The organism is Nocardia sp. bgisy134, assembly GCF_965341865.1.
Taxonomy (GTDB): Bacteria; Actinomycetota; Actinomycetes; order Mycobacteriales; family Mycobacteriaceae; genus Nocardia.
Map to the genome: position 1 here is coordinate 210,570 of NZ_CBDQZP010000009.1, position 21,290 is coordinate 231,859.

Sequence of the window (21,290 nt, forward strand, 5' to 3'; positions counted from 1 at the left end):
GGCCGTCACTTGGTCTGGTGGTTGCCGGCGGCCGGAGCCATCTGCGGCTGGCTCTGCTGCTGCGGCGGCTGCGGAATCTGCTGCTGGTGCGGCGGCTGGGGCGCACCCGGCGCGGGCGCGGGCTGGCCGGAGTGCACCGCCTGCGGCGCGACCTGCGGCAGGCCGACGGTCTGCAGCACCCGCTTGATCACGTCCTCCGGGCTGACCTCGTCGGCCAGCGCGTCGTAGGACAGCACGAGGCGGTGGCGCAGCACGTCCGGGATCACCTCGACCACGTCCTGCGGCACCACGTAATCGCGGCCGCGGATCAGCGCGACGGCGCGGGCCGCGGCGATGATGCCGAGGCTGGCGCGCGGCGAGGCGCCGTAGGCGATCCAGTTCGCCACGTCGGCCATGCCGAAGTCGAGCGGCTTGCGGGTCGCCGCGATCACCCGGACCACGTAGTCGACCAGCGCGTGGTGCACGAAGGTGTTGGCCGCGACCTTCTGCAACCGGATCAGGTCCTCGGGGCCGAGGATCGGCTTGGCCTCCGGCGGGGTGACGCCCATCCGGTAGATGATCTCGCGCTCTTCCTCGACCGAGGGGTAGTCGACGACGACCTTGAACAGGAAGCGGTCGCGCTGCGCCTCGGGCAGCGGGTAGACGCCCTCGCTCTCGATCGGGTTCTGGGTCGCCATGACCAGGAACGGATCGGGCATCGGGTAGGTCTTGCCGCCGATCGACACGTGCCGCTCGGCCATTACCTCGAGCAGTGCGGACTGCACCTTGGCGGGCGCGCGGTTGATCTCGTCGGCGAGCACGAAATTGGCAACGACGGGGCCGAGCTCGGTATCGAATTCCTCGCGGCCCTGGCGGTAGATGCGGGTACCGATCAGGTCGGTCGGCACCAGGTCGGGGGTGAACTGGACGCGGGAGAACGAACCGCCGACCACCGTGGCGAAGGTCTCCACCGCGAGGGTCTTGGCGATACCCGGCACGCCCTCGAGCAGCACGTGGCCGCGCGCGAGGACGCCGACGAGCAAGCGTTCGACGAGCCGATCCTGACCCACGATGACCCGCTTGACCTCGTAGATCGCCTTCTCCAGGGTCTGAACGTCACGCTCCAGGGTGCCCGACGCGGGCTCCGGCGCCTCTTTCGCCAGATCTGCCCCGCTCACACTGTCCGTCGAAGTCACCAACATCCCCGCTTTCGCCTTGGTCTTAGTGCGTGCTCGCCCCAACTATTCCAGGTATTCGCGCAGCATGCCGCAACCGGCTCCGGTATCAGGGGAATTCGTGCCGTATCGATAACGGTTTCTCAGGTCACGATGCGCACCGCGTACGGCATGATGCCGCTCTCGCGGACCGGGGACACCTTCACCACGTCGCCGGATTGGGGCGCCTCCACCATCTTTCCGTCGCCCAGATACAGCGCCACGTGCTGGCTGCCGTTCGGGCCCCAGAACAGCATGTCGCCGCGGGCGCGCTCGTCCACGGGAACGCGGGTGCCCGCGTTGTACTGATAGCCGCTGTAGTGCGGCAGCGAGACGCCGATACCCGCGAAGGCGTAGATCATCAGGCCCGAGCAGTCGAAGCCGACCTTGTTGAAATCGCCGTGGCTGTCGGCGACGCCGCCGTCGCGAATACCGAGCGTCGGACCGTCCTCGTCGCCGCCGCCCCACGCGTACTGCACGCCGAGCTGCGAAAGTGCCCGGTCCACCACGATTTCCACCGCCTGCGAGCCGCGCACCGACGGCCCGCTCGGCCGCGGCGTGCTCTGCCTCGGGGCGGGCGCGTTCTCGAGCTGGGTGTGCGGGCGTCTGCCGTTGCCCGCCTGGGCGGCCCGGTCACGAGAGGCCTGGTCGGCAGCGGCGCGGGCCGCCGCGGCCGCCGCGGCGGCGCGGATCGCGGCTTCCTCGGCGCGGCGTTGTTCGTCCCAGGCCAGGAAGGCGTCGCGCTGGCTCTGCAATCCGGCGACGTTGGTACGGGCGATGTCGAGCCTGCCCTGCGCGGCGTCGCGCTCGCGCAGCAGTTCGTCGCGCCGCACGGTCTGCTGATCGAGTTCGGCCTTGGCCGCGGCCACCGCGTGCTCGGCCTCGTTCTTCTTCTCCTCGGCCAGCGCGGCGGCCGCGTCGGCCTCCGATTTGGCTTGGCGCGCACTGGAGTTCCTGTTGCCCTGGGTGATCTGGGCGCGGCGCAATTCGTCGAGCACCTGCTGCTGGTTCTTCGTCACCAGGCCGAGCAGCTGCGACCGGTCGATCGCGCCGCCGGGGGTCGAGGCCGACAGATGGGTGATCATCGAGCCGGTGCCTGGCCGGGTGTAGGCCTGGGTGGCGAACTCGTCGAAGTTCCGTCTGGCCTGCGCGACCTCGTCCCCGGCCTGCGAGAGGTCGGTCTGGGTCTGCACGACGACGGCGGCGGCCGCGTCGGCGGCATCGCGCGCGTTCTGCAGGTCGACCAGGGCCTTGTTGACTTCCTCGCGCTTGCGCGCCACCGCGTCGTCGAGTTCCTGCAGCTGCTGGTTCACCGCGCCGACCTGGTTGATCAGCGCACCGACCTCGGTGACGCCCGCGTCGACGCGGGCCCCGGCAGCGGCGATCTCACCATCGCTCGGATTGGGCGGGGCGGGTGGCACGGCGGCGGTCGGTCCCGCGGTCAGCGCGACGGAGACCAGCAACCCGAGAGCGACCGATAGTCGGCGGCACCGACCGGTCGGACCTTTTTTGTGCATCGCATCTCCCAAGGACTCGAACGCGGCTTCGCCTCACGAGCCCCGACCGAACCATCCAGCTCAGTGGTCGGCGGGCAACCCTCGACTACACAGTTTCCCCATCAGTAGCCACTTGAACCGTACGACACTTCTTTCACCAAGAGAACTCCAGCAACACAATCACACGCACGCAATTTGCACATTGCCCGGAATTAGCCGGATCGCCGATCGGAGTGTGCGAGATGAAACAAACCGAACGTCAGGAAAAGTGACGGAAGGGAAACCGCTTATCGAATGGGAGCCGCGAGCTCATCGCCCTCGGCAACCGGCACGGCCGCGGATTCGCGAGCCGCACGCCGCGACTTCACCCAGTACAGCCCGGCGATGGCGATCGCCGTGCCCGCCAGCAACACACTGGTGATCGCGGTCCACGAGAGGGCCTCCGGCTTCTCGAGGCGGTCGACGAAGACCCGCGCGGCCTCGACCGAGTTGCCCTGCTTGCCCTTGGCGACGTCCTCGGCCCATTCCAGCTGCACGCGGCTGATGGAATCGCTGTAAGTGCCGACCCAGTCGTCGCTGAGCACGACCACGGTGCCGTGCTGGGACTTGCCGATCTCGGTGGCCAGGTCCCGTAGATTGGAGTCGTGGCCTGGATTGCCGGGGATGACCACGATGCTGAGCGGGATCCCGTGCGATCGAGCCTCCGTCACGATCGCCTCGAGTCCCGCCTGATCCTTCCCCTTCGGCGTCGCCACGTGATTGTCGGCGACGTCGGCCTTGATGGTCCGCAACGCGCTGTCGTTGATGGTGGGCGGCAGTTCCGCGGCCATGGGGGAGAACACCGAGGTGTACGAGGGGGCCATCTTCCATCCGGTCTGTCGATCCGCGTCAGCGGGCGCTGCGACGGGCATCCAACTCTGCAGGGTGAGCTACCTATACCCCGACTAGCTCGAAAGCACAGTACGCGACACGATGTTCGTTCACCGCCACCCGCCACACCGAACGGCCCCCGCGCATTTCACAGGACAAGCGTACTGTTAGAGTCGTGGCGCGAGGAACCGGCGCTCCCCCAGGCGCTGGAGCCCCTCCAAAGACTCGAGTCGCCGGCACAGCCCCGCCGGTGACCAACCCTCACAGACGAGTGGAGCTGACGTGACGACAAGTATCGATACTTTCGGCGCCAAGGGCACCCTCGAGGTCGGAAGCAACTCCTACGAGATCTTCCGTCTCTCGGCCGTGCCCGGCACCGAAAAACTCCCCTACGCACTGAAGGTCCTCGCGGAGAACCTGCTTCGCACCGAGGACGGCGCCAACATCACCGCCGACCACATCCGCGCCATCGCGAACTGGGATCCCTCGGCCCAGCCGGACACCGAAATTCAGTTCACCCCGGCCCGCGTGATCATGCAGGACTTCACCGGTGTGCCCTGTGTCGTCGACCTCGCCACCATGCGCGAGGCCGTCACCGCTCTCGGCGGCGACCCGAACAAGGTCAACCCGCTCTCCCCCGCCGACATGGTCATCGACCACTCGGTCATCCTCGACGTCTTCGGCCGCGCCGATGCCCTCGAGCGCAACGTCGACCTGGAGTACCAGCGCAACGGCGAGCGCTACCAGTTCCTGCGCTGGGGCCAGGGCGCCTTCGACGACTTCAAGGTCGTCCCGCCGGGCATGGGCATCGTGCACCAGGTCAACATCGAGTACCTGGCGCCGACCGTCATGGTCCGCAACGGCCAGGCCTACCCCGACACCTGCGTCGGCACCGACTCGCACACCACCATGGTCAACGGCCTGGGCGTGCTGGGCTGGGGCGTCGGCGGCATCGAGGCCGAGGCCGCCATGCTCGGCCAGCCGGTCTCCATGCTGATCCCGCGCGTCGTCGGCTTCAAACTGACCGGTGAGATCCAGCCGGGCGTCACCGCTACCGACGTCGTGCTCACCGTCACCGACATGCTGCGCAAGCACGGTGTGGTCGGCAAGTTCGTCGAGTTCTACGGCAAGGGCGTCGCCGAGGTGCCCCTCGCCAACCGCGCCACCCTGGGCAACATGAGCCCCGAGTTCGGCTCCACCGCCGCGATCTTCCCGATCGACGCGGAGACCATCAACTACCTGCGCCTGACCGGCCGCAGCGACGAGCAGCTCGCGCTCGTCGAGGCGTACGCCAAGGAGCAGGGCATGTGGCACGACGCCGATCACGAGCCCGCGTACTCGGAGTACCTGGAGCTGGACCTGAGCACCGTGGTGCCGTCCATCGCAGGCCCGAAGCGTCCGCAGGACCGAATCCTGTTGTCGGAGTCCAAGACCGCGTTCCGCAAGGACATCCACAACTACACCAGCGACGCCGAGAGCGGCCCCGCCGCCGTGACCCCGCACTCGCACCTGGACGAGGCCGTCGAGGAGTCCTTCCCGGCCAGCGATCCGGCCGTGCTGTCCTTCGCCGACGACGACGCGATCCTGCCGTCCGCCGCCAACGGCAGCGTCGGCCGCCCGTCCAAGCCGGTCAAGGTCTCCGATCCGGAGCGCGGCGATTTCGTGCTCGATCACGGCGCCGTCGTGGTCGCGGGCATCACCTCCTGCACCAACACCTCCAACCCGTCGGTCATGCTGGGCGCCGCCCTGTTGGCTCGCAACGCGGTCGAGAAGGGTCTGTCCTCCAAGCCGTGGGTGAAGACCAACATGGCGCCGGGCTCGCAGGTCGTCGCCGACTACTACGAGAAGGCCGGCCTGTGGCCGTACCTCGAGAAGCTCGGCTTCTACGTGGGTGGCTTCGGCTGCACCACCTGCATCGGCAACACCGGCCCGCTGCCGGACGAGATCTCCAAGGCGATCAACGACAACGATCTGTCGGTCACCGCGGTGCTCTCCGGTAACCGCAACTTCGAGGGTCGCATCTCCCCCGACGTGAAGATGAACTACCTGGCCTCGCCGCCGCTGGTCATCGCGTACGCGCTCGCGGGCACCATGGACTTCGACTTCGAGACCGACGCCCTCGGCCAGGACACCGACGGCAACGACGTCTTCCTGAAGGACATCTGGCCGTCGCCGCAGGAGATCGACGACACCATCAAGTCGGCGATCAACCGCGACATGTTCACCAAGTCCTACGCCACCGTCTTCAAGGGCGACGAGCGCTGGCAGAACCTGAGCACCCCGGAGGGCGACACCTTCGCGTGGGACGAGAACTCGACCTACGTCCGCAAGGCGCCGTACTTCGACGGCATGGAGATGGAGCCGGCCCCGGTCACCGACATCAAGGGCGCTCGCGTGCTCGCGCTGCTCGGCGACTCGGTCACCACCGACCACATCTCCCCGGCCGGTCCGATCAAGCCGGGCACCCCGGCGGCGCAGTACCTCGACTCGCACGGCGTCGAGCGCAAGGACTACAACTCCCTTGGCTCGCGTCGCGGTAACCACGAGGTGATGATCCGCGGCACCTTCGCCAACATCCGGCTGCGCAACCAGCTGCTCGACGATGTCTCGGGTGGCTACACCCGCGACTTCACCCAGGACGGCGGCCCGCAGGCCTTCATCTACGACGCCTCGCAGAACTACCAGGCCGCGGGCATCCCGCTGGTCGTGCTCGGCGGCAAGGAGTACGGCTCGGGTTCCTCGCGTGACTGGGCCGCCAAGGGCACCAGCCTGCTGGGCGTGAAGGCCGTCATCACCGAGTCCTTCGAGCGCATCCACCGCTCGAACCTCATCGGTATGGGCGTCATCCCGCTGCAGTTCCCGGCCGGTGAGTCGGCCGCGTCGCTGAAGCTGAACGGCACCGAGACCTTCGACATCGAGGGCATCACCCAGCTGAACGAGGGTGTGACTCCGAAGACCTTGAAGGTGACCGCCACCAAGGAGACCGGTGAGAAGATCACCTTCGACGCGGTGGTTCGGATCGACACCCCCGGTGAGGCCGACTACTACCGCAACGGCGGCATCCTGCAGTACGTGCTGCGCAACATGATCCGCGGCTAGGTCGGGTTCCGGGGATGATCCCCCAGCGGTCTTCCCCGACCGTCAGCTCGTGAAGGGTCCGCGCATCGCTTCGGCGATGCGCGGACCTCTCCGCATCCCGCCGCGCCACCCGCTTCGGAGGAGCCACGCCATGCCCAAAGTCAGTGATGATCACCTCGCCGCCCGGCGCAGTCAGATTCTCGACGGGGCGCGGCGCTGCTTTGCCGAATACGGGTACGACGGCGCGACCGTGCGCCGCCTCGAAGAGGCCATCGGCCTGTCCCGCGGCGCCATCTTCCACCACTTCCGCGACAAGGACGCGCTGTTCCTCGCGCTGGCGCAGGAGGACGCCGAGCGAATGGCCGACGTCGCGGCCAATCAGGGCATCGTGCAGGTGATGCGCGATATGCTCGCCCACCCCGAGCAATTCAATTGGCTCGGCACCCGTTTGGAGATCGCGCGGCGGTTGCGCACCGATCCCGAATTCCGCGCGGGCTGGACCCAGCGCTCGGCCGAACTGACCGCCGCGACCCTGGCGCGCTTGGAGCGCCGCAAGGCCGCGGGCGCACTGCGCGACGACGTCCCCACCGACGTCCTGCTCGGCTATCTCGACCTGGTCCTCGACGGCCTCATCGCCCGGATCGCCTCCGGCCACACCAACGAAAACCTCTCCGCCGTCCTCGATCTCGTCGAAGCCTCGGTACGCCGCAAGGACTGACCGGCGTCAGTGCGTGGCGTTCAGGTAGTCGGCCGCGTGTGTGGTCCAGAGGACGTTCGTGCCCGGCATGTTGTGGCCCGAGTAGAGGACGTGCTGACCGTCCGGCCACGGCGTGAGGTAGCCGATGACGCCCTGCACGGCCTTGGTGTAGCGGTCCAGGTTGGCCTGCGGGTTCTGCAACAGGAAGCGCAGCAGTTCGTCGAAGATCAGCGGGGTCACGTTCCCGAAGCGAGCGCCCTCGACGAACGAGAACGGGGAGATGCCGACGTCGATCACGCGCAGCGGCGAGTCCGCGGGCGAGGCCGTGATGATGTCGCCGGGATTGGCGTACTCCTTGACGTCGAGACTCGGCCACGCGCCGCGCTGCCCGTGCAGCCCGTAGGTGGACGGCGGGCACAGGTTGCCCACGGACTGGCCCGCTTTGCGCAACGGGTTGGCGATGTTCACCGCGAACGCGATCTCGAGCGGCGAACCGTCGACGTTGCGGTACTTGCCCGACCTGACGCCCTCCAGAATGCGGCTCGCGCAGATCCCGCCCAGCGAATAGCTCAGCAGCCCGCAGACATTGGGCGAATCCTGGATCGCGCGCACGCCGGCCGCGATACCGAGCCGCACCGAGGTCTCCAGCGAAGGACCCCATACGTCGGGCGCCGGGCCGACCGACGCGGGCCAGTTCGGCTCGAACGCGGTGAACTTCTCCGGATCGAGCAGCTTGGTGACGTCGCGCAGCATGCCCGCGGGGGCGCCGTCCGCGTTCCGGGGCTCGCCGGTGCCCCGGAGGGTGATGATGTCGATCATCGGTTCTCCTTGCCCGCCTGGAATTCTGGAGCCAGGGCCACACGGTAGGTCCGCGCGGCGCGGGGCACACGAGTAGCGCACTACTCGATTTCGCACGACGCTTTCCGCGACGCGCCCGGCCGAATGTCAGTCCTTGCCTTCGAGACTGGCGAGCAGGCGCCGCGCGATGCGGTCCAGATCCTTGCGGTCCTGCGCGGAGAGCACCGAGAGGATGCGGGTCTCGTTGAGGGTGTGCGCGGTCACCACGGTGTCGACCAGTTCCCTGCCCTCGTCGGTCAGCGCCACGCGAACGGCACGCCGGTCGGTCGCGTCGGCCAGGCGGCGCACCAGACCCGCCGATTCGAGCCGGTCGAGGCGCCCGGTCATGCCCGCGCGGGAGAGCATCAGCGTGTCGGCGAGCACCGAGGGGTTCAACTCGAAGGGCGCGCCGGAACGGCGCAGAGCGGCAAGCACATCGAACTCGCCGCGTTGCAGTCCATGCGCGGTGAACACCGCCTCGATCGCGTGCTGCGCCACGATCGTCAGCCGCCCGAGCCGCCCGATGATCGCCATCGCCTCCAGGTCGAGATCGGGTCGCTCGCGCCCCCACTGCTCGGCGATGGCGTCCACGGGATCCGTTGTCGTGTCAGTCATGGACACGATTCTATTCGCTGATATATAGTTCTGTAGCGAATTATCAATCACCGAACTACTGGAGTAGTCATGACCACCTCCCTCCCCCGCCGCGACTTCGCCATCCGTCAGCCGCACGAGGCGGAGAATCTCGGCACCGACACCGCGCGCATGCGTCTCTTGATCGACGCGAACGAGACCGGCGGGTCGGTCAGCAGCCTGGAAGTCACCATGGCCCGCGGCGCCGACGGGGCCGCGCCGCACTACCACACCAAGTCCGACGAGCTGTTCTACGTGGCGGAGGGCGAACTCCAGGTGCTGGCGGGCGACAAGATCGTCACCGTCGGCGCGGGCGGCGCGCTCGTGGTCCCCAAGCTCATGCCGCACGCGTTCGGCGCGTCGCCGGACAGCTCCGCGCGGCTGCTGATCGCGCTCATGCCGGGCGTCGAACGTTTCGAGTACTTCCGCCTGCTCGACCGCCTCGGCAGGGGCGAGGCGACGCTCGACGACCTGGCCGCTGCACAGGAGGAGTTCGACAACCACTTCGTGGACGCACCGCAGTGGTGGGCGGAGCGGAACGCCAACCGGCGGTAATGCGTTGGCGCGCAGGACTGTGGCGCATACTTCAGCCGGCCCGGGAACATCCGTGGGCCGCGACGGGTTCGACTTGGCATGACCTTTTCCGTCCCCGTCGTCGTCCGCGGATACGAGCTCGACACTCAGGGCCACCTGAACCAGGCGGTATACCTGCAGTACGCCGAGCACGCCCGCTGGGAGCTGCTACGCGCCGCCGGGATCGCGCAGGAAAAGCTCATCGCGGCAGATATCGGCCCGGTGGTCCTGGAGACCACGATCAAGTACTTCCGCGAACTGCGCGGCGGCGACGAGGTGACGATCAGCTGCGAATTCGAGTGGGCGGCGGGCAAGATCTTCCGGATGCGCCAGCAGATCCGGAAGCTGGACGGTACCGTCTCGGCCGAAGTCGCGGTGACCGGCGGCCTGCTCGATCTGTCCGCGCGCAAGCTGGTCGCCGAGCCGGGCGAGCGTTTCCGAGCTCTCGCCGAGCGACCGGATCTACTCGGTCTGTAGCACCGAGGCGCGGGCGGTATGGCCGCCAATCTTGGGCAATACTCGTCCGCTACCCCCATATGGAATTAGCTGAAAGATAGCGGCAGGGCTATTTTCGGACTGCCGAAAATCTTTCGGCGCTAGCGCCTTCCGCGTCCGGATCCGGTTTGCCAACGGCCGTGAAATCTTTCGATCTGGGCCGAGGGAGCCCCCTCCCGCGTTATGATTCGGTTCACGCTCGGGGGTCCTGGCAAATCGCGAGCAGATCGGAGAGCAGACCATGGCCGACGCAATCCACCGCCCCGGTGCCACGTCGACGGAAGACCGCGTACCCGCGCTGCAGGGCCGTTTGGTGGCCGAGTCGGAACGCGAGATCACCGTCCGCGTCGCCGAGGGCACGTGGACCTTCCGCCGTGACGATGTGCTCCGCGTGCTCGACAACGCCGCCGACGACCGCGCGGGCGACGGCAGGCCGGTGCTGGTGGACATCCGCCCCGGCGCCACCGCGGATTTCACCCGCAGGCTGCGCATCGATCTCGTGGACCGGCCGATGACCATCGCCGGGCCGCCCTCGGAAGCGCTGGGCGACGAACTGCTGCAACAACTCACGGCCACCTGGGCCGATCGGTTGCGGCTGGTGGACTATCCGGCGGGCAGCGGTGCGACCTATACCTATTGCCAGACGAAATCGTTCGCGACGAGCGACGACGGCATCAACTGCGACAGTCTCGACTGAGCGGATCTGTTGCCCATGGTGAGCCGTCTCCCAGGCTCGGTCCTGATCGTTTCCGAATCCGATGATCTGCACGCCACCGCGATGGCGGCGACATTGCGAGAACACCACGGACTCAGTCCGATACACCTCGACCTGCGCGATTTCCCGCGCGAGTCAGGCAGTTTCCGGCTGGACCGGCTCGGCACCACGCGCTCGCTCTCGCACGTCATCGGGCTCGACACCGTCCGCTCGGTGTGGTGGCGGCGACCGCACCCGTGCCAGGTGCCCGGCGGCGTCCGCGCCTCCGACGACGCCTACCGTCAGGCCGAATGCGACGGCTTCATCCAGGGCCTGCTGTGGTCGATCCCGGCGTTCTGGATCAACGATCCCGGCGCCGACCGCACCGCGGCCCGCAAGATCGTCCAGCTCGAGACGGCGCAGCGGGCCGGATTCGCGATACCGGAGACGCTGATCACCAACGATCCGGACGAGGCCCGCAGCTTCGCCGAATCACGGCCCGGCCCAGTGGTTTACAAGCGCACCGGCACGGGGCGCGCGGAGTTCGCCGAGACCAGGATCATCACCTTGGCCGACTTCGGCAAGCTGACCGGCATCAGGTCGGCGCCGACCACCTTCCAGGACTACATCCAGGCCGAATGCGATCTGCGGGTGGTATGGGTGGACGGCATCGCGTGGACGGTGCGCATCGACTCCCAGGCGGGCGTCGGCCGGGTCGATTCGCGGCTGGACACCTCCGTCGAGTTCGCCCGCGACCAGCTGCCCGCCTCGGTGAGCAAATCCCTGGCCACGCTCATGGGGGCGCTCGGCCTCAGCTTCGGCGTGCTCGACCTGCGCCTCGGGCTGGACGGCGAGTACTACTTCCTGGAGGTCAACCCGCAGGGCCAGTTCGCCTACCTGGAGATCAAGACCGGCCTGCCGATCTTCCGCAGCCTGTCCAACCTGCTCGTGCACAGCGACGGCATGGTTCCCGGCTACTGACCGAGGCTCGTCGGCCTCTCGCGATCTCTCGCCGGACCGGGTCCGCCTCGCCGCGCACCGTCGCGACATCTCGCCCGGTGCGGGCATCACGAAAGACCCCGCGGTGGCTGCGAAAGATACCGCGCAGCCACCGGATTCGAGCCGGCGCGGACGGCTACTTGCCTACGCCCTTACGGCGGTTCGCTCCACCGCGGCTGCGGAGTTGCACATGCGACTCCACCAGCACGTTGTGGATGAAACCGTAGGAGCGCCCCGTCGACCGCGCCAGCGAGCGGATGCTTGCACCCGCCTCGTATTGCTTCTTCAGCTGCGATTGCAGACGGTCACGCGATTTCCCCGTGACGCGTGTGCCCTTACCCAATACGGCCTTGCTTTGTGTGGCCCTGTCGCTCATGGCTTCCTCCGAGTCGCCGAGCAGCGCGTCTTTCCAGGCTAAGCACTGAGCAGTCCGTGATCAACGGGTTCGTGTGATGAAACTCACGCAAGCTGAATAAGTTCCAAATATTCCGCGGACCAGTGGTCTTCGGTGCCATCGGGGAGGAGAATGACCCGCTCCGGGGACAGCGCCTCCGCGGCGCCCGGATCGTGGGTGACCAGCACGACGGCCCCCGCGTACGTGCGCAGGGCGTCGAGCACCTGCTCACGGGACACCGGATCCAGGTTGTTGGTCGGCTCGTCGAGCAGCAGCACATTGGCCGCCGAGGACACCAGTCCGGCCAGCGCCAGACGGGTCTTCTCGCCGCCGGACAGGGTGCCCGCGGGCTGGTCGAGCTGCGGACCGGTGAACATGAACGCGCCGAGCAGCCCGCGCAGGTCCTGCTCCCCCGCGTCCGGCGCCGCGTGCCGGATGTTCTCCCAGACCGTGGCGTCGTCGTCGAGGGTGTCGTGCTCCTGGGCGAAGTAGCCGATCTTCAGACCGTGACCGGGCACCAGCCCGCCCGCGGTCGGCTGTTCCACCCCCGCCAGCAGGCGTAGCAGGGTCGTCTTGCCCGCGCCGTTGAGGCCGAGCACGACGACCCGGCTGCCGCGGTCGATCGCCAGGTCGACGCCGGTGAAGATCTCCAGCGAGCCGTACATCTTGGTCAGGTTCTCGGCCATCAGCGGCGTCTTGCCGCAGGCGGCGGGCTCGGGGAACTTGATCCTGGCCACCTTGTCGGCGACTCGCACGTCGTCCAGCTCGTCGAGCAGCCGCTCGGCCCGCTTGACCATGTTCTGCGCCGCAACGGCTTTCGTCGCCTTGGCGCCGAGCTTGGCGGCCTGCGCCTTGAGCGCGGAGGCCTTCTTCTCGGCGTTGGCGCGCTCGCGGCGGCGGCGCTGTTCGTCGGTGGCGCGAGCGTCGAGGTACTTCTTCCAGCCCATGTTGTAGACGTCGGCCTCGCCGCGTACGGCGTCGAGGAACCACACCCTGTTGACCACCGCGTCGAGCAGCTCGACGTCGTGGCTGATCACGATCAGGCCGCCGTCGTGGCTCTGCAGGAACCCGCGCAGCCAGGTGATCGAGTCGGCGTCGAGGTGGTTGGTCGGCTCGTCCAGCAGCAGGATGCGGTCCGAGCGCCCGCCGCTGCCGTCGGAGGCGGAGAACAGGATGCGCGCCAATTCGATTCGGCGGCGCTGACCGCCGGAGAGGGTGCGCAGCGCTTGACCGAGCACCCGGTCCGGCAGACCGAGGCTGTGGCAGATGCGGGCGGCCTCGCTCTCCGCGACATAGCCGCCGAGCGCCGAGAACCGCTCCTCGAGCCTGCCGTACTTGCGGATCGCCTTCTCGCGCTCCTTCTCGTCGGCCACCTCGGCCATCAGCGCCTGCTGCTTCTCCATGTCGCGGATCAGCGTGTCGAGGCCGCGGGCCGAGAGCACCCGGTCGCGCGCGAGCACGTCCAGATTGCCTTCCTTGGGGTCCTGCGGCAGATAGCCGATCTCGCTGGAGCGCAGGATCTTTCCGGCGTACGGCTCGCCCTCGCCCGCCAGGATGCGCAGCGTGGTGGTCTTGCCCGCGCCGTTGCGCCCGACCAGTCCGATGCGGTCACCGGCCTGCACCCGCAGCGCGGGACCGGGCGCCGACAGCAGGGTGCGGACTCCGGCCCGGACCTCGAGGTCGGTCGCGGTGATCACAGATGGGCTCCTCACGGATGGCGGTGCTGGGGTGTTACGGCCGGGGCCGGGCTCGCTGCCCGATTGTGCGCCCCGAAACGCACAAGAACCACCGATTTTACCTGTGCCCCGACGGGGCCTCGCACCAGAGGAAGCCGGTGTGACCGCGGTAACTGTCGTTCGCCCGGCTTCGGTAGCGTGCGGTGTCATGAGTACCGATCTGTTGGGCAAGAGCGCGCTGGTCAGTGGGGCCAGCCGGGGCATCGGCAAAGCGGTGGCGGCCGAGCTGCTGCGCCGCGGCGCGAACGTGGTGATCACCGCGCGGAAACCCGAACCGCTGGAGGCGGCCGCCGCCGAGCTGCGGGAGCTGGGCCACCAGGGCGAGGTCGTGGCGCTGGCGGGCAACTCCGGCGACGCGGACAGCCGCGCGGCCGCGGTCGCGCGCGCGGTCTCGGAGTTCGGTTCGCTCGACATCCTGATCAACAACACCGGCATCAATCCGACCTACGGCGCGCTGATGGACGCCGACCTGGATGCCGTGCGCAAGATCTTCGATGTCAACGTGGTCGCGGCGCTCGGGTACATCCAGGAGGCGTACAAGGCGTGGATGGGCGAGCACGGCGGCGCGATCGTGAACGTCGCGAGCGTCGCGGGCATCCGCTCCAGCGGCGTGATCGCGGCTTACGGTGCCTCCAAGGCCGCGCTCATCCACCTCACCGACGAGCTGGCCTGGCAGCTCGGCCCGAAGATCCGGGTGAACGCGGTGGCGCCCGGCGTGGTCAAGACCAAGTTCGCCGACGCGCTCTACTCCGCCGACGAGGAGCGGGCGGCGGCGATGTACCCGATGAAGCGGCTCGGCGCGCCCGAGGACGTCGCGCGGCTGATCGGGTTCCTGGTGTCGGACGAGGCCGCGTGGATCACCGGCGAGACCGTGCGGGTCGACGGCGGACTGCTCTCCACCGGAGGCATCTGAGCCGCACTGCTCAGGCGACGGCCGTCGCTGCCGCTCGGCGCCGATCGGCCCGGAACCAGGCCCTGCCTCGAAGTCCGGCCGGATGCATCCGTGGCGGCGATCTGGGCCGCGAAGGCGCCTGATGGGACTTCGCGACAGGGCCTAGGCTCGGCGGGACCGAGTCGATGGGAGGGCAGCAACCGATGCGCCGAGTCGTGATCGCGCCGCGCCGTCGTCCTGCGCCGCTGTCGTGACGGCCGACGTCGCCGTCTGCGGCCTCGGCCCGGCCGGACGCGCGTTGGCGCATCGGTGTCTGAGCAGAGGTCTGTCCGTGGTCGCGGTCGATCCGTCGCCCGAGCGGCGGTGGACCGCGACCTACGCGGCCTGGGCCGACGAACTGCCCGAGTGGCTGGATCCCACGCTCGCTGCGGCGACCGTGGCGCGCCCGACGGCGTGGGGCGCGCGGCGGCACGAGCTGGATCGGCCCTACGTCGTGCTCGACACCGAGCGGCTGCGCGACTCGCTCGCACTCGACGGGGCGGAGATCGTCGCCGATCGCGCCGTACGGCTCGATCGGCGCGCGGTGACGCTGGCCTCGGGCCGGGTGCTCACCGCCGAGCGCGTGATCGACGCGCGCGGAATCGCCCGCTCCCCCGCTCGCGCCGAGCAGACCGCCTACGGGGTGGTCGTCGACGCGAGCGCGGCCGCGGGGATCGAGCCGCTGTTCATGGATTGGCGCGCCGACAACGGCGCGGGCCCGGCCGCGCCGCGCTCGTTCCTGTACGCGGTGCCGCTCGGCGGCGGCGCGATGCTGCTCGAGGAGACCTGCTTGGCCGGGCGGCCCGCGCTGGACATCGGCGAGCTGCGCACCCGGCTGCTGCACCGGTTGCGTGCGCGCGGTATCGCGCTCGGCGGTGACGAGCCCGTCGAGCGGGTGCGCTTTCCGGTGCAGGGCGGCCGACCGGGCCCGCGCGCGTTCGGCGCGGCGGGCGGATTCACCCATCCCGCAACGGGTTACAGCGTGGCGGCCGCGCTCGCCGCCGCCGACACGGTGGCCGCGGGACAGAATGCGTGGCCGCCGTCGGCGCGCGCCGTTCATGTCCTGCGCGCGGCCGGGCTGCGCGCGCTGCTCGCGCTGCCGCCCGCCGACGTTCCCGGGTTCTTCGACGCCTTCTTCGCACTGCCCGCGCCACTGCAACGCGCCTACCTGTCGGGTCGCGCCGACCTCGGCGGGACCGTCGCCGCCATGCGCGCGCTGTTCGCCGCGCTTCCCGCCCGATCGAGGGTGCGAATCGCCGCCGCGACCTCGGCGATTCCGGTTCGGTCGCGCGGGCGGGGTGGTTCGGCCATGATGGAGTGATGGCACGAGCTATCTGGAAGGGCTCGATTGCATTCGGGCTGGTAAACGTCCCGGTCAAGGTGTACACCGCCACCGAGGACCACGACATCAAATTCCACCAGGTGCACGCCAAGGACGGCGGCCGGATCAAGTATCAACGCGTCTGCACCGTCGACGGCAAGCCGGTCGAGTACGTCGACATCGCGAAAGCGTACGAGTCCCCGGAGGGCGACACGGTGATCCTCTCCGACGAGGATTTCGCCCGCCTGCCCGCCGCCGAGAAGCACGAGATCCCGGTGTTGCAGTTCGTGCCGTCCGAGCAGATCGACCCGATATTTTTCGACAAGAGCTACTACCTCGAGCCGGACTCCACCACGCCGAAGGCCTACGTGCTGCTGGCGACCACGCTGGAGCGCATCGACCGGACCGCGCTGGTCCACTTCACCCTGCGCCAGAAGACTCGCCTCGCCGCGCTGCGGGTGCGCGAGGGCATGCTGGTGCTCCAGACGCTGCTGTGGCCCGACGAGGTGCGCGCCGTCGAGTTCGAATCACTGGAGGACGCGACCGAGCCGCGGCCGCAGGAGATCAAGATGGCCGAGACGCTCGTCGAGTCCATGTCCGACGATTTCGACCCGAGCCAGTTCACCGACGAGTACCAGGCCGAGCTGCAGAAGATGCTCGACGAGGCGATCGCCAGCGGCAGCGACCGGGTGACCGCCAAACCCGAGCCCGTGGCCGCCGAGATGGACGCCGAGGTGGTCGATCTGGTCGCGGCGCTGCAGCGCAGCCTGGAGGCCAGCGGCAGGCGCGCGGCGGGTTCCGGCGGCGCGGCGAAGAAGACCGCCGAGAAGGCCGCGCCCGCGAAGAAGACCGCGAAGGCGGCCAAGACCACCAAGGCGGCCAAGGCCACCAAGAAGACCCCCGAGAAGCCGGCCAAGAAGGCCGCGAAGAAGACCCCCGCGCGCAAAGGCGCCTAGCGCACGGGCGAATTCGCGGACTGGACGCCGACCGTGGCGTCGGTGATACAGTGCCGGTCGAGTTTCGACGGAGGGGACTCGACGTATCACCTACCGGGCCCGGCCCGGCGCTCGACGGGGGGACGCATGAACCACCTCGGCAGAACGGTCATCGGCTTCGCGGCGCTGACCGCGCTGCTGCTCTCGGTCGTCGGCTGCGGCAAAGACACTCAGAGCGCACGCGATTTCATCGCCGCCAAGTATTCCCGGGCCACCTCGCTGGATCAGGTGAACGACGGCCGCGCCTACACCGCCGCCCTGGCGCCCGCCGCGGTCGGCAACGCCATCGCCGCGGCCGAGAAGCCGCTGGACAACCGCCGTGTCGGCGACCGCACCTATCTGCAGTACCGCAACGACATCGTCACCGTCGCCCCGCACGGGACGGGCTCGATGATCCTCGTCGACCAGTACGGCAACGGGTACCGCCGCCATCACTCGACGGTGTCGGGCTTCGGCTGGCCGAGCCAGCCGCCGGGCAGCGAATACCGCAGCCAGGGTGGCAAATAACGCCCGCGCGCTCGGGGATCGTCGGAGTTTCAGGAGGAATACATGCTGGCAGACCTAGCTGCCGACGCGGGCGCCGCGCTCGCCTACACCGGCGTCGGCATCGCGTTGATGGCGTTGGGGTTCGTGCTCGTGGACGTCATCACGCCCGGGAATCTGCGCGAACAGATCTGGGTCGAGCGGAACCGGAACGCCTCGCTGCTGGTGGCGTCGAATCTGCTCGGCGTCGGGATCATCGTGGCCATGGCGATCTGGACCTCACAGGGCGCGATCGGCGAGGCGCTGGTGGCCAGCGCGGTGTACGGCGTGATCGGTCTCGGCGCGATGGCGTCGTCGTTCCTGCTGCTGGATCTGCTCACCCCGGGCCAGTTCCGAGACGTGGTCGCGGACAGCGCGATTCACCCGGCCGTGTGGGTCACCGCGGCGCTGCATCTCGCGGTGTCCTTCGTGGTGGCGGCGGGCCTGTCGTAAATGCGCGCGGGCACCGACACCGCGCCGCTACCGCCGCTGCGGCGCCGCCCGGCCCGCATCGCGTTGCTCGTCACCGCGTTCGTGTGCGCGGCCTGCGGCCTGGTCTACGAACTGTCGCTGGTGACGCTGGGCAGCTACCTGCTCGGCGACACCGCGGCGCAGGCCTCGATCACGTTGAGCGTCATGGTCTTCGCCATGGGCTTGGGCGCGCTCGCCGCGAAACCGCTGCGCGGGCACGCGGCGGCGGCGTTCGTGGCGGTGGAGTTGCTCCTCGCGCTGCTCGGCGGGCTGTCGGTGGTGATGCTCTACGCGGCCTACGCCTGGCTGAACATCTACACCACGGCGCTCATCGTGATCGCGAGCGTTCTCGGCATCCTGGTCGGCGCCGAAATCCCGCTGCTGATGGAGCTTTTGCAGCGGATACGCAAGCAGGAGCCGGGCAGCGCGGTGGCCGACCTGTTCGCTGCGGACTACGTGGGCGCGCTGCTCGGCGGGCTGGCTTTCCCGTTCCTGCTGCTTCCGATGTTCGGCCAGATCCGCGGCAGCCTGATCGTCGGCGTCGTGAACGCGGCGGCGGGACTTGCGCTGGTATTCCTGTTGTTCCGCACCGAACTCCGCCCACGTGCCCGCTGGGCTTTCGGCGCGCTGACCGCGTTCGTCGCGGCGACGCTGCTCGGCAGCTATCTGTACGCCGACCGGTTCGAAGCGACCGCGCAGCAGGCGCTGTTCGCCCACCCGATCGTGCTGCACGAGCGGACGAAGTATCAGAACATCGTGCTCACCGAATCGATCTCGCCGTTCGGCACGCCGGACACCCGGCTCTACCTCAACGGTGATCTGCAGTTCTCCTCGGTGGACGAATACCGGTATCACGAGGCGCTCGTGCATCCTGCCCTCGCCGGTCCGCGCCGCACCGTGCTGGTGCTCGGCGGCGGCGACGGCCTCGCGCTGCGCGAGATCCTGCGCTACCCCGACGTCGAGACGATCACCCTGGTGGAGCTGGACCCGGAGATGATCCGGCTGGCCCGCACCGACGAGCGGCTGATCGCGTTGAACCGCAACGCCTTCGACGACCCGCGGGTGCGCGTGGTCAACGAGGACGCCTTCTCTTGGCTGCGCGACTCCCCCGGCGCGTTCGACGCGGTGCTGGTCGACCTCCCCGATCCCGACCAGACCTCGATCGCCAAGCTGTACTCGAAGGAGTTCTACGCGATGGCCGCCCACGTGCTCGCGCCCGGCGGCACGCTCGCGGTCCAGTCCGGTTCCCCGTTCTTCGCGCCGCGCTCGTACTGGTGCATCGCGAACACCATCCGCGCGGCGGGTCTGCGGACGCTGCCCTACCACGTCGACGTGCCCAGCTTCGGCGACTGGGGTTTCGTGCTGGCGACCAGGGAAGCCGAACCGCGCCTTCGCCTGGACGCGCCCGCCCCGCCGCGCTCGCTCGACGAGGCCTCGCTGGCGGCCGCCGCGGTGTTCGCGCCCGACCGTCGCGACACCGGCGCGCCCGTCTCGACGCTCATGCATCCGGTCATCGTGGACCTGGAACTTCGGGAGTGGCGGCGCTGAGTCACCGCGAGGTCACCAGCGCGAGGCGCGCGCTCGCGCCTCGGCCGCACAGCGGCGGGCCCCTGGCACACTGGCCGCCATGGACAACGCCACCGTGCTCGTCCCGATGGGCCTCGGCCATCTGCGCCAGGTGCTCGATCTCGGGCACCAGGTCTTCGACACCAGCACCAAGCCCTACACCTCGTGGTCGCTGACCAGCGTGGCCGAGCACCTGGACAGTCCGGACAACGCGTGCTGGGTGGCGCTGGATTCCGATCGGGTGGTGGGATTCGTGCTCGGCTCCATGGAATTCGAGCTGCGTGACGACTGGGGCTACCTCGAGTGGATCGCCGTCGCGCCCGATATGCAGGGAAACGGCATCGCGCGCAGGCTGGTCGACGCGTGCTCGGCGGCGCTGTTCGCGCGCGGCGCGCTGCGCATCGTCGCCGACGTGGAGAACAACAACACCGCCTCGGCGACATTGATGACCCGCAGCGGCTTCCGTCCCGCCGCGACCGTCACACTGTTCGTGCGCCCCAATCCCGAAGAGCCGACGGCCGACGCCGACGCGGCGCTGCCGCCCATCGCTCCGGGCACGAAACGCGATCTCATCCGCCGTGGCCGGCTGGCAGGCGAGGGCCGCGGCGGACGCTGAGTGCACGGCGGCCCACCGGCGAATCGTGCCGAGTGCCCCCATTTTTAGTGGCTTGACCATTAATTCCGGCACACAGTTCTCACAGCCACGTTTCCAACCCTTGCGGTAAGTGTTAACGGATCGGGAACACTTCAAGCCGAATTGTGCGCTGCGGAACACCTGGGTTGTGGAGACAACCGTTTACGGATAGGGTCACTTCCTATAACCGGTCTCAGGTTCCAAATGCCAAGTGTCGGTGGTCGTTTCGACGCCGATTCGAGGCGGGGCCGGTTCTCTGGTTCATCGGCGAACAGAATCCAGCGGGTTGATGCCGTGTGCTGTCGTGGCATCGGCCGACGGGTCGGCAACGTACGGGGGTGTCACAAGGATGCTTGCCGTGCGCCCGACTCAAGCAACCCCGAGGTGGATGTGGTGAAAATGAGTGGAACCGCCCGAGTAAGACGCTCGGCAAACATCGAAAATGCGGCGCCGGACGCCATTTCGGAATGTTCCGCTCCACGCCTCGTCTCGGTGATACCGACAAACGATATGGCGCAACGGGTCGTCAACATTCAGATTGTGACGGACAACTTTCTCACCCGCGAGATGTTGTGCGGTTTCCTGAATTCCGAAGAGGATTTCGCGGTGGTCGGCGACGTGTCGTGGAGCGAGGCCGGATATCTCGCCGCGGCCGTGCATCCGGACGTGATCGTGCTCGACAACGACGAAATCGGCAGCGCCACCGTGCAGATGGTGCGCGCGCTGACCCGCGCCTGCCCGGCCGCGGCCGTCGTCGTGCTCAGCTCGACCGGCACCGAGACGCTGCTCTACGACATGCTCGACGCCGGCGTGCGATGCTTCCTGCACAAGAAGATCTCGCGCAGCGAGCTGGTCAGCGCGATTCGCGGGATCGCCTCGGTGGAGGACCAGATCACCGTCAGCGTGCCGCGCGACTTCCTCACCGGCTCGGCGGCGAATCGGGGCAGGCTCTCGGCGCGCGAGGAGCAGGTGCTGCGCCTCGTGGCCGAGGCGATGACGAATCGTCAGATCGCCAACGCGCTCTCGATCACCGAGGGCACCGTGAAACGGCACCTGCGGAGCATTTTCGACAAGCTGGGCGCCGTCTCTCGAATAGACGCGGTGAATCGGTACCGGGCCCATACGGGACAACAGAATTCCGCATGACGGCGCCGC

General features: G+C 68.5%; 21 protein-coding genes. 14 read left to right on the top strand and 7 right to left on the bottom strand.

Annotated elements, in window-relative coordinates:
* Positions 1-5: 5 nt before the first annotated feature.
* From ACRWNM_RS18050 to ACRWNM_RS18060, 3 genes are all read right to left on the bottom strand, one after another.
* Complete coding sequence (locus ACRWNM_RS18050; protein WP_431968922.1) at positions 6-1,181, bottom strand: AAA family ATPase; 1,176 nt, start codon at positions 1,179-1,181, stop codon at positions 6-8.
* Positions 1,182-1,297: 116 nt separating this feature from the next.
* Positions 1,298-2,710 (bottom strand): NlpC/P60 family protein, encoded by a 1,413-nt coding sequence (locus tag ACRWNM_RS18055; RefSeq protein ID WP_431968924.1) that lies wholly within the window; start codon positions 2,708-2,710, stop codon positions 1,298-1,300.
* Positions 2,711-2,976: 266 nt separating this feature from the next.
* Positions 2,977-3,552, bottom strand: a complete 576-nt coding sequence (locus tag ACRWNM_RS18060; protein ID WP_431968926.1) for a DUF6676 family protein — start codon at positions 3,550-3,552, stop codon at positions 2,977-2,979.
* A gap of 289 nt (positions 3,553-3,841) precedes the next feature.
* On the opposite strand from ACRWNM_RS18060, the gene ACRWNM_RS18065 reads away from it, so the two are divergent.
* Together ACRWNM_RS18065 and ACRWNM_RS18070 are read left to right on the top strand one after the other, a co-directional pair.
* Positions 3,842-6,658, top strand: coding sequence for an aconitate hydratase (locus tag ACRWNM_RS18065; RefSeq protein ID WP_431968928.1), 2,817 nt, complete (start codon positions 3,842-3,844; stop codon positions 6,656-6,658).
* Positions 6,659-6,788: 130 nt separating this feature from the next.
* Positions 6,789-7,355 carry a TetR/AcrR family transcriptional regulator gene (locus ACRWNM_RS18070; RefSeq protein WP_011210017.1) on the top strand — a complete coding sequence of 189 codons (567 nt, stop codon included), beginning with the start codon at positions 6,789-6,791 and terminating at the stop codon, positions 7,353-7,355.
* 6 nt (positions 7,356-7,361) lie between these two features.
* On the opposite strand, the gene ACRWNM_RS18075 is transcribed toward ACRWNM_RS18070, so the two are convergent.
* Positions 7,362-8,153, bottom strand: coding sequence for a hypothetical protein (locus ACRWNM_RS18075; RefSeq protein WP_431968930.1), 792 nt, complete (start codon positions 8,151-8,153; stop codon positions 7,362-7,364).
* Positions 8,154-8,279: 126 nt separating this feature from the next.
* Positions 8,280-8,786, bottom strand: a complete 507-nt coding sequence (locus ACRWNM_RS18080) for a MarR family winged helix-turn-helix transcriptional regulator (RefSeq protein ID WP_431968932.1) — start codon at positions 8,784-8,786, stop codon at positions 8,280-8,282.
* Positions 8,787-8,936: 150 nt separating this feature from the next.
* Here ACRWNM_RS18080 and ACRWNM_RS18085 point away from each other — a divergent pair, with 150 nt between their 5' ends.
* From ACRWNM_RS18085 to ACRWNM_RS18100, 4 genes are all read left to right on the top strand, one after another.
* A complete protein-coding gene (locus ACRWNM_RS18085; RefSeq protein WP_431969108.1) occupies positions 8,937-9,359 on the top strand; it encodes a cupin domain-containing protein in 423 nt (140 codons plus the stop codon).
* Between the two features lie 78 nt (positions 9,360-9,437).
* Complete coding sequence (locus tag ACRWNM_RS18090; RefSeq protein ID WP_431968934.1) at positions 9,438-9,854, top strand: acyl-CoA thioesterase; 417 nt, start codon at positions 9,438-9,440, stop codon at positions 9,852-9,854.
* Between the two features lie 259 nt (positions 9,855-10,113).
* Positions 10,114-10,569 carry a hypothetical protein gene (locus tag ACRWNM_RS18095; protein WP_431968936.1) on the top strand — a complete coding sequence of 152 codons (456 nt, stop codon included), beginning with the start codon at positions 10,114-10,116 and terminating at the stop codon, positions 10,567-10,569.
* 15 nt (positions 10,570-10,584) lie between these two features.
* A complete protein-coding gene (locus ACRWNM_RS18100) occupies positions 10,585-11,547 on the top strand; it encodes a hypothetical protein (RefSeq protein ID WP_431968938.1) in 963 nt (320 codons plus the stop codon).
* A 154-nt stretch (positions 11,548-11,701) separates the two neighbouring features.
* On the opposite strand, the gene ACRWNM_RS18105 is transcribed toward ACRWNM_RS18100, so the two are convergent.
* Positions 11,702-11,941 (bottom strand): helix-turn-helix domain-containing protein, encoded by a 240-nt coding sequence (locus ACRWNM_RS18105; protein WP_357459224.1) that lies wholly within the window; start codon positions 11,939-11,941, stop codon positions 11,702-11,704.
* A gap of 83 nt (positions 11,942-12,024) precedes the next feature.
* Positions 12,025-13,656: an ABC-F family ATP-binding cassette domain-containing protein gene (locus ACRWNM_RS18110; protein ID WP_431968940.1), complete on the bottom strand. Its 1,632-nt coding sequence runs from the start codon at positions 13,654-13,656 to the stop codon at positions 12,025-12,027.
* Between the two features lie 187 nt (positions 13,657-13,843).
* Between ACRWNM_RS18110 and ACRWNM_RS18115 the strand changes: the two genes are divergently transcribed.
* The 8 genes from ACRWNM_RS18115 to ACRWNM_RS18150 all read left to right on the top strand — a co-directional run bounded on the left by ACRWNM_RS18115 (position 13,844) and on the right by ACRWNM_RS18150 (position 21,281).
* On the top strand, positions 13,844-14,608 hold the full coding sequence (locus tag ACRWNM_RS18115) for an SDR family oxidoreductase (RefSeq protein WP_431968942.1): 765 nt from the start codon (positions 13,844-13,846) through the stop codon (positions 14,606-14,608).
* A gap of 229 nt (positions 14,609-14,837) precedes the next feature.
* On the top strand, positions 14,838-15,947 hold the full coding sequence (locus ACRWNM_RS18120; protein ID WP_431968944.1) for a lycopene cyclase family protein: 1,110 nt from the start codon (positions 14,838-14,840) through the stop codon (positions 15,945-15,947).
* The gene (locus ACRWNM_RS18125; protein ID WP_431968946.1) at positions 15,947-16,903 is read left to right on the top strand and encodes a Ku protein; all 957 of its coding nucleotides are present in this window, start codon (positions 15,947-15,949) and stop codon (positions 16,901-16,903) included. The genes ACRWNM_RS18120 and ACRWNM_RS18125 overlap by 1 nt, the downstream gene beginning before the upstream one ends.
* A gap of 126 nt (positions 16,904-17,029) precedes the next feature.
* A complete protein-coding gene (locus ACRWNM_RS18130) occupies positions 17,030-17,449 on the top strand; it encodes a DUF4247 domain-containing protein (RefSeq protein WP_431968948.1) in 420 nt (139 codons plus the stop codon).
* A gap of 42 nt (positions 17,450-17,491) precedes the next feature.
* Positions 17,492-17,917: a DUF350 domain-containing protein gene (locus ACRWNM_RS18135; protein WP_431968950.1), complete on the top strand. Its 426-nt coding sequence runs from the start codon at positions 17,492-17,494 to the stop codon at positions 17,915-17,917.
* Positions 17,918-19,483, top strand: coding sequence for a polyamine aminopropyltransferase (locus tag ACRWNM_RS18140; protein WP_431968952.1), 1,566 nt, complete (start codon positions 17,918-17,920; stop codon positions 19,481-19,483).
* Positions 19,484-19,562: 79 nt separating this feature from the next.
* Positions 19,563-20,117, top strand: coding sequence for a GNAT family N-acetyltransferase (locus ACRWNM_RS18145; RefSeq protein WP_431968954.1), 555 nt, complete (start codon positions 19,563-19,565; stop codon positions 20,115-20,117).
* A 558-nt stretch (positions 20,118-20,675) separates the two neighbouring features.
* Positions 20,676-21,281: a LuxR C-terminal-related transcriptional regulator gene (locus ACRWNM_RS18150; protein WP_431968956.1), complete on the top strand. Its 606-nt coding sequence runs from the start codon at positions 20,676-20,678 to the stop codon at positions 21,279-21,281.
* Positions 21,282-21,290 lie beyond the last annotated feature (9 nt).

What these genes read in the sequence shown, in the direction of transcription:
- ACRWNM_RS18050 (WP_431968922.1), bottom strand. Translation starts at nt 1,181, where the DNA reads ATGTTGGTGACTTCGACGGACAGTGTGAGCGGGGCAGATCTGGCGAAA.
- ACRWNM_RS18055 (WP_431968924.1), bottom strand. Translation starts at nt 2,710, where the DNA reads ATGCACAAAAAAGGTCCGACCGGTCGGTGCCGCCGACTATCGGTCGCT.
- ACRWNM_RS18060 (WP_431968926.1), bottom strand. Translation starts at nt 3,552, where the DNA reads ATGGCCCCCTCGTACACCTCGGTGTTCTCCCCCATGGCCGCGGAACTG.
- ACRWNM_RS18070 (WP_011210017.1), top strand. Translation starts at nt 6,789, where the DNA reads ATGCCCAAAGTCAGTGATGATCACCTCGCCGCCCGGCGCAGTCAGATT.
- ACRWNM_RS18075 (WP_431968930.1), bottom strand. Translation starts at nt 8,153, where the DNA reads ATGATCGACATCATCACCCTCCGGGGCACCGGCGAGCCCCGGAACGCG.
- ACRWNM_RS18080 (WP_431968932.1), bottom strand. Translation starts at nt 8,786, where the DNA reads ATGACTGACACGACAACGGATCCCGTGGACGCCATCGCCGAGCAGTGG.
- ACRWNM_RS18085 (WP_431969108.1), top strand. Translation starts at nt 8,937, where the DNA reads ATGCGTCTCTTGATCGACGCGAACGAGACCGGCGGGTCGGTCAGCAGC.
- ACRWNM_RS18090 (WP_431968934.1), top strand. Translation starts at nt 9,438, where the DNA reads ATGACCTTTTCCGTCCCCGTCGTCGTCCGCGGATACGAGCTCGACACT.
- ACRWNM_RS18095 (WP_431968936.1), top strand. Translation starts at nt 10,114, where the DNA reads ATGGCCGACGCAATCCACCGCCCCGGTGCCACGTCGACGGAAGACCGC.
- ACRWNM_RS18100 (WP_431968938.1), top strand. Translation starts at nt 10,585, where the DNA reads ATGGTGAGCCGTCTCCCAGGCTCGGTCCTGATCGTTTCCGAATCCGAT.
- ACRWNM_RS18105 (WP_357459224.1), bottom strand. Translation starts at nt 11,941, where the DNA reads ATGAGCGACAGGGCCACACAAAGCAAGGCCGTATTGGGTAAGGGCACA.
- ACRWNM_RS18115 (WP_431968942.1), top strand. Translation starts at nt 13,844, where the DNA reads ATGAGTACCGATCTGTTGGGCAAGAGCGCGCTGGTCAGTGGGGCCAGC.
- ACRWNM_RS18125 (WP_431968946.1), top strand. Translation starts at nt 15,947, where the DNA reads ATGGCACGAGCTATCTGGAAGGGCTCGATTGCATTCGGGCTGGTAAAC.
- ACRWNM_RS18130 (WP_431968948.1), top strand. Translation starts at nt 17,030, where the DNA reads ATGAACCACCTCGGCAGAACGGTCATCGGCTTCGCGGCGCTGACCGCG.
- ACRWNM_RS18135 (WP_431968950.1), top strand. Translation starts at nt 17,492, where the DNA reads ATGCTGGCAGACCTAGCTGCCGACGCGGGCGCCGCGCTCGCCTACACC.
- ACRWNM_RS18140 (WP_431968952.1), top strand. Translation starts at nt 17,918, where the DNA reads ATGCGCGCGGGCACCGACACCGCGCCGCTACCGCCGCTGCGGCGCCGC.
- ACRWNM_RS18145 (WP_431968954.1), top strand. Translation starts at nt 19,563, where the DNA reads ATGGACAACGCCACCGTGCTCGTCCCGATGGGCCTCGGCCATCTGCGC.